This window comes from Gammaproteobacteria bacterium (assembly GCA_016765075.1).
GTDB lineage: Bacteria > Pseudomonadota > Gammaproteobacteria.
Genome location: JAESQP010000085.1, coordinates 1 through 6,698, shown reverse-complemented (window position 1 = coordinate 6,698; position 6,698 = coordinate 1). Strand labels below are relative to the sequence as shown.

General features: G+C 41.2%; 6 protein-coding genes. 5 read left to right on the top strand and 1 reads right to left on the bottom strand.

Translation table 11 applies throughout. From position 1 onward, the window contains the following. Positions 1–15 precede the first annotated feature (15 nt). From ubiB to JKY90_04945, 4 genes are all read left to right on the top strand, one after another. The gene (gene ubiB / locus JKY90_04960) at positions 16–1,674 is read left to right on the top strand and encodes a ubiquinone biosynthesis regulatory protein kinase UbiB (GenBank protein ID MBL4851615.1); all 1,659 of its coding nucleotides are present in this window, start codon (positions 16–18) and stop codon (positions 1,672–1,674) included. A gap of 109 nt (positions 1,675–1,783) precedes the next feature. Next, on the top strand, positions 1,784–3,208 hold the full coding sequence (locus JKY90_04955; protein ID MBL4851614.1) for a hypothetical protein: 1,425 nt from the start codon (positions 1,784–1,786) through the stop codon (positions 3,206–3,208). A gap of 216 nt (positions 3,209–3,424) precedes the next feature. Further along, complete coding sequence (locus JKY90_04950; GenBank protein ID MBL4851613.1) at positions 3,425–4,033, top strand: TetR/AcrR family transcriptional regulator; 609 nt, start codon at positions 3,425–3,427, stop codon at positions 4,031–4,033. Next, on the top strand, positions 4,026–4,982 hold the full coding sequence (locus tag JKY90_04945) for a carbon-nitrogen hydrolase family protein (protein MBL4851612.1): 957 nt from the start codon (positions 4,026–4,028) through the stop codon (positions 4,980–4,982). The genes JKY90_04950 and JKY90_04945 overlap by 8 nt, the downstream gene beginning before the upstream one ends. Positions 4,983–5,016: 34 nt before the next feature. Here JKY90_04945 and JKY90_04940 read toward each other — a convergent pair whose 3' ends face one another. Then, entirely contained in the window at positions 5,017–5,598 is a 582-nt protein-coding gene (locus JKY90_04940) for a TetR/AcrR family transcriptional regulator (GenBank protein ID MBL4851611.1), read from the bottom strand. A gap of 262 nt (positions 5,599–5,860) precedes the next feature. Here JKY90_04940 and JKY90_04935 point away from each other — a divergent pair, with 262 nt between their 5' ends. Then, positions 5,861–6,424, top strand: coding sequence for a carboxymuconolactone decarboxylase family protein (locus tag JKY90_04935; protein ID MBL4851610.1), 564 nt, complete (start codon positions 5,861–5,863; stop codon positions 6,422–6,424). The last annotated feature ends 274 nt before the right edge of the window (positions 6,425–6,698 follow it).

Below are 6,698 nucleotides of genomic sequence, written 5' to 3'. Positions count from 1 at the left end.
GAACTCACAAAAACAATGATTAAAGCCAGTCAACTTTTTCGTCTTATCCACATCAATTATGTCTTAATGAAGCATGGGCTGGATGAAATCATTCTTGCTACGCATTTATTTCGTCCCATACGCTTTTTAATCTACCTGTCACCCTGGTATTGGCTGAAACGCGACAAAGGCATGCGCGGTGAACGCATTCGCCTGGTGCTGGAAGAACTTGGCCCTGTCTTCGTCAAATTTGGTCAAATTGTCTCGACACGCCGTGATTTGCTTGCACCCGACATCGCTGAAGAACTGGCCAAACTACAAGATCAAGTGCCGCCATTCGCAGGTGATATTGCCCGCACTATCATTGAAAAAGAATTGGGCGCCGCGATTAATGATATTTATCAAGACTTTGATGAAACACCCTTAGCCTCTGCTTCTATCGCCCAGGTTCATGCCGCGCACCTCAAAGACGGTAGCGACGTTATTGTTAAAGTAGTACGACCTGATATTAAAAAACGCATCAAACGTGACGTTGAGTTACTTTATACCGTGGCACACCTCGCCCAAAAATATTGGCAAGATGGTAGACGATTACGCCCTGTCGAAGTCGTCGAACATTACGAAAAGACCATCATGAATGAACTTAATCTTAGCCATGAAGCGGCCAACGCGACACAACTAAGACGTAATTTCATTGATACCGAACTGCTCTACGTTCCCGAAGTCTATTGGGACTATACGCGCCGCAATGTTATGACCATGGAACGTATCTACGGCATTCAAATCAGTGACATTCAAGGCCTCAAAGACGCTGGTGTTGATTTTAAACATCTGTCAGAACAAGGTGTTGAAATCTTTTTCACCCAGGTATTTCGCGATAGCTTTTTTCATGCCGACATGCATCCTGGCAATGTCTTTGTCCGTCCCGATGGTCGCTATATGGCTATCGACTTTGGCATTATGGGCACGCTATCTAACAGAGATAAACACTATTTGGCGTCAAATTTTTTAGCCTTTTTTAATCGTGACTATAGGCGCGTTGCCGAACTGCATATTGAATCCGAATGGGTGCCTGCCGACACCCCTGTCGAAGAATTTGAGGCCGCTATTCGCACTGTCTGCGAACCCATTTTTGAAAAACCGATTAAAGATATTTCCTTCGGTCGCTTACTCATCAGTCTATTTCAAACCGCGCGCCGTTTTGATATGGAAGTACAACCACAATTGGTGCTGCTACAAAAAACCCTGTTAAACATCGAAGGCTTAGGTCGCGAACTCTATGACGAACTCGATCTCTGGAAAACCGCCAAACCCTTTTTAGAACGTTGGATGAGCGAGCAAATCGGTCCACGCGCCTTCGTTAACTCACTCAAGAAAAATGCCCCATGGTGGATTGAAAACCTGCCCGACTTACCACGCACTTTACAAACCGCATTAGAAAGCAGCAAACACCAAGCGCAATACGCCAAACAACAAGCCATCGAAATGCAGCAACTAAAACGTGACATACAGCGCGGCCAACAACGCACCTTCATCGCCATCAGCGCCAGCGCCGCTCTTATTGCCGCCGCCGTCATCTACGGCCTCGACGGCTTCGAACCCTATATGATTGGCGAAGCGCCATTATTGACTTGGTTGCTAGGAATATTTGCGCTCTACCTTTTTATAATACATTGGCCAAGCGGGAAGGATTAAATGCCAGAAAAGAGTCTATATATAGGAAAAAATACCTACATTTAGACAAAGTGTCTACATATGGGCATTCCGTATAACAAACTGTTAGAGCCCAAAACGAGAATAAATTTTGACATATGCGTTAATCGACAATTCAACTCTGACAGCTGTTCAACGAATATCTGGTCAAGTTCAAACGAAATCGGATGATTCTGTTGATACAGATATTGTGGCGCTTGAGAACCTCGTACAAGCTATCCTGTTTTATGACAGAACTATTGCAGTAGATGACTATATACCGAAGTACAGAGACGAAAGAATTGCAGCATTCCCAAACATTACATTCTTAAATACTGAAGAATTCAATCTAAATGAAATTGAAGAACAAGCAGCAGTAAAGGCGCGCGAATTACAGCCAAAAATACAAGGCGGCCAATTTGTAAATGAAGATTTCAAAAACCTACTAGAGTTGCTTCAAACACACATGACTTGTACGTGGGATATAAGCTCAAGTGTTTATCATTTAACTCTAAAAAGTTTATCTGATGATAACGATGAATTTAAAAAGTACGGCAATATTGCTGCCGCAATATTTTCAGAGTTGAGTGATGCAACTGAAACTGGGAATCGCACATCTGGAAATGTAGAATTAGTAGATAGATATGGTCAACCTATAGAAAAAGGCTATACAGTTCCAGCTGCAAAATGGGGCAATCGGTCAGGTGAGTCTAGTGGTGAAGCATCTGCTGCAATAAAATCATTTGTTGCTTCATTGGTCTGGCTTGCAAATAGGACAATATTTTATTCTCAAACTTCTAGATATCTGCAAGCAGATACCTTTCTATATCCAATACGCCAAGCATATCAACAAAACTATATTAGCCAAACTTGCAATTACGGTTTTGATTACCCTAAAAATATAGTCGAGCATTTTTCAGCTTCACTCAATGAAGATTTAGTTAATATTCATAATGCTGGTTTAGCTACTGCTACAGCTTTAAACATACCTATGTTTTCCGCATGGCTAGCTAAAGAAACTGGTGATCCATCTGAAATTATAAATATGGCCTACCGAATTAGAGAAGAAGCAGAGTTTACCGAAGCGAGAGAGCAACTAAGAGAAGTAAGGAGGTTATTTGATGAGTCTGATATTGGTGATGCCAATAAATCAGTAACAAAAATCATGAATGATTTAAGTAAAGCCTCAAAAGACATGCGTGTTAAGTACGGCATTGAAACACGTCAAGGGGCTCCAGTAACAAACCTCGTGCAGGTTTACAATACATGCGCTGCCTTGAATAGCTTACCAGAGCTACCTAGCTATAACTTCAAGATAAAAATACCAGAGTTTTTCTATAACTTGAAACAACCGAGGGGTTTCAATGCAGTTTACAGGAACCTAACAAACGATTTATCCACCGTATGGTCATTAGGTGAGGCCAGAGATATTCTTGGCTCAAAGGTAATTAAGGAAAAAGACGCGATAGTTTACAGCCCTAAACAAGAACAACCGAGGCACATGAATGCCCATACAGAATTCAAGAGTCCGATGTAAAGGCTCTAACAAGGCGCTGCACCGGAATTTTACTACGCTGCGCTTCGCAAAATCCCGTGAGCTGGGTCGTTAGCTGAAAATCAGCCCCCAAGGTTTATCCTCAAATTTTTGTTTCACACCAATTTCCCAGTATTTCTTTTCATCCAGAACAATGATTGACATCAGTACCAACTAAAAATACTATACGACGTATGAAATTAAACGGCGTATAGATTATTGGTTGAGGAATTGATGAATAGAAGAGAGCGGAAAAAAGAAGAAACTCGGCTCCGTATTATTGAAGAGGCTATGCAGCTTTTCAGAGAGCAAGGGTTTGATTGCACGGCAATGGAGCAAATAGCTTCAAAGGCGGATATTGCGAAGGCAACGCTGTATAAATATTTTCCAGTCAAAGAGGCGATTATCGCGGGTTACTGGAAAGTTAGCGTTAAACAAAAAGACGATCTTATTCCCCAGCTACTTGCTTCTGTTCCAGATACCAAAGGGCGGCTTTCTGCTGTTTTCCTTTCCGCCGCTGCCACGTTTAAAAGTGAGCCTGAATTTGCGCGCATTCAATTCAGTTATCAATTTAAAGAGATTGGGAACGCACCGTCAAATGGGCAGGCAAGAAGCGGGTTTGAAGAATTTTTAGAAAAATTATTAAAACAGGGGCAAGAATTAGGGGACATTCGGGGTGATATTCCTGTGACTGTTATGGCTGGTCATCTTCTGTTTCTGTTTACATCCACTTGTCTGTTTTGGTTCTCTGATCCAGAAGTTTTTCTGCTCGAAGAGAGATTAAACCAAACAATCGACATATTTATTGAGGGAGTGAAGCATGTCTAAATCAAGGGTTAGAAAACTAAGAGTTGCCGCAATACAAATGGTGTGTGAAGAGGGTAAGGTTAAGGAAAATCTTGAACACGCTCAAAGCATGGTAGAGGAGGCCGTAGAGAAAGGGGCTGAATTAGTACTCCTTCCAGAATTGATGCCCAGTGGATATATGGCTACTGAGGCAATCTGGGATTGCGCTGAAACAATAGACGGAAAATCGGTAGCATGGTTAAAGGCGATTGCCGAAAAGCATAAAATTTACCTTGGGTTTACCTTTTTGGAAGCGGAGGGCGAGGACTTTTATAATTCCTTTGTTCTTGCTACGCCGAAGGGGGATATTGCCGGTAGGGTGAGAAAATCCCCGCCAGCTTCAATTGAGGCAAATTTTTATAAGGGTGGCGATGATCCGCATGTGATTGAAACAGAGCTGGGACGAATCGGCGTTAGTATTTGCTATGAAAATTTGTTGCATGAACGTATTTGTGAATTATCAAATTTATCGGTAGATATTGTACTTTCGCCATCTGCTGCGGGCAGGCCAAAAGCAATATTGCCAGGTGATGTTAAGCGTTTTGAAAACATGCTTATACAGTGGAGGGGTTTGTACAGCAATGTGCTGGGTGTTCCTAATGTCATAGCGAATAGAGTTGGCCTTTTGGATACTGATTTACCGGGGATGCTTCCTCACCTTAAAAGCAGTTTTCCGGGGCTTTCAGTCATATCAGATGCTGATGGAACTGTATTGGCTGAGCTTGGTGATGAGGAAGGTATTATTGTTTCGGATGTTCACCTTGACCCGGCGAATAAGAAAGCTGGGAAACCAAAGTGCTATGGGAAAATGTGGGCAATGCCTGTTCCTTGGTATTCTTTTATTTGGCCTATGACGGAAAAAACGGGTAAAAAAAGGTATGAGAAGAGTCAAGTTCGGCCATTAAAGGCACAATATAAATCGGAGGCTTGAATTTTTGTTTGAGTTAAATCAGCTAACAACGACGTTATGTAGTCAAGAGTCTCGCTTGGTCAGCAATAGCTCTTAGAGCTGATTCATCATAGACACCGCGACCTAATACGCGAATAGCTATCACAAGAGAAAGTAGCGCTTTAGCTGTCCCGTGTGAATCGAGTTTAGATGGCATTTCTCTACGAGTTTGAGAAACTTCAATGCCACGACGAAAAAAAACCTCAAATTCCATGAAGCCTTGGGTTACGATGGATTGGATATGGCTGTCATGATACTTAAATTCAAGGGCAGTATTAACAAGAAAACACCCTTTCTTTTGAGTGTCGTCATGTGCCTGCTGAACTAATAAGTCGAACAGCGATTTAAAAGCTAAGGTTGGATTATCAAGGCTTTCTAACTCGGCAAGGGTTGCCTTCCGTATTTCTAAATCATATTTCTGCAATGACTGAATAAAGAGCTGGCGTTTTCCACCAAAGGCATTGTAGAGACTACCACGATTAATTCCTATGTTCTCTGTCAAATTTGAAATTGATGTTGCTTCATAGCCTTTTTCCCAAAAAACTAGCATCGCATTCTCTATGGCTTTTTGTTCGTCAAATGATTTTTTCCATGGCATAAGCTTCTTTCCTTTCAAAACCTAAAGTTAATCACATGAACTTAATATTGTTCATTGTTTTTGCTTCTAATCATAAATAACAGTGAGCAACGTACCTATATTGCATCAAAGTCGGTAAGTTAAAAATCAAGCGTTAAATATGTAAACCAATCAAAAAGAGAGAAAGGATATAGTTTTGACCGATCGGTACAAACAAGCTATAGTGTATACCAGTCAGTTTAAACAAACTGATAAGCTTCCTAATACTATCGGAGATAACACAATGACTGAATTTATTTTTCACGATCAAGAGTCTGCACCAAAAAATAGTAAGCCCCTTTTGGCTGGTGCCTTGCAGTCTTATGGTTTTTTGCCCAATCTATATGCTGGTCAAGCTGAAGCCCCTGCGTTATTAGAAGGCTACTTATCTTTAGCAGGAATATTCAATAAAACGGATCTGTCGGAAACTGAGCGACAAATTATTATGATGACGAACAATCGTTTAAATGGTTGTGAATATTGTATGGCGGCACATACAACTATCGCACTAGGTGCAAAAATTGCTGATGATGTGATTGAAGCTTTGCGTACTAATACAGCGATAGCTGATCCAAAGCTTGAAGCATTACGTCAGTTCTCCGAACGTATTAACAAAACTCGTGGCTGGATAGATCAAAATGATCTTGATGCGCTGTTTTCTGCTGGTTATTCCAGGAAAACTGCTCTTGAAGTTATCGTGGGTACAGCACTCAAAGTCATGTCTACCTACACTAATCATATTATCAATACACCTCTCGATGATGCTTTTACGTCTAACGCTTGGTCTGCTCCTACTGGTACAACCTAATTTAGATTGATTAAAAACTACATAACAAAATGCTCCAGCGGACGTGCTAAAGGGAATAACAGGGTCACTAAAGGAATACTAAAATAATAACAGGAAAATAACAGAGAATAATAACAGGGTCAGTAATAACAGGGTCAGGTCTTTAATTTATGATTAAGAATAACAGGGTCTACCATTGGATTTGTAAGTGACAAGAGCGCTATTAAAGGATAAAGTCATTGCTTGACAAGGGTGTGGCTTTTGGGGTCTGTTTGGCAGTACTTCGACTTGAAAT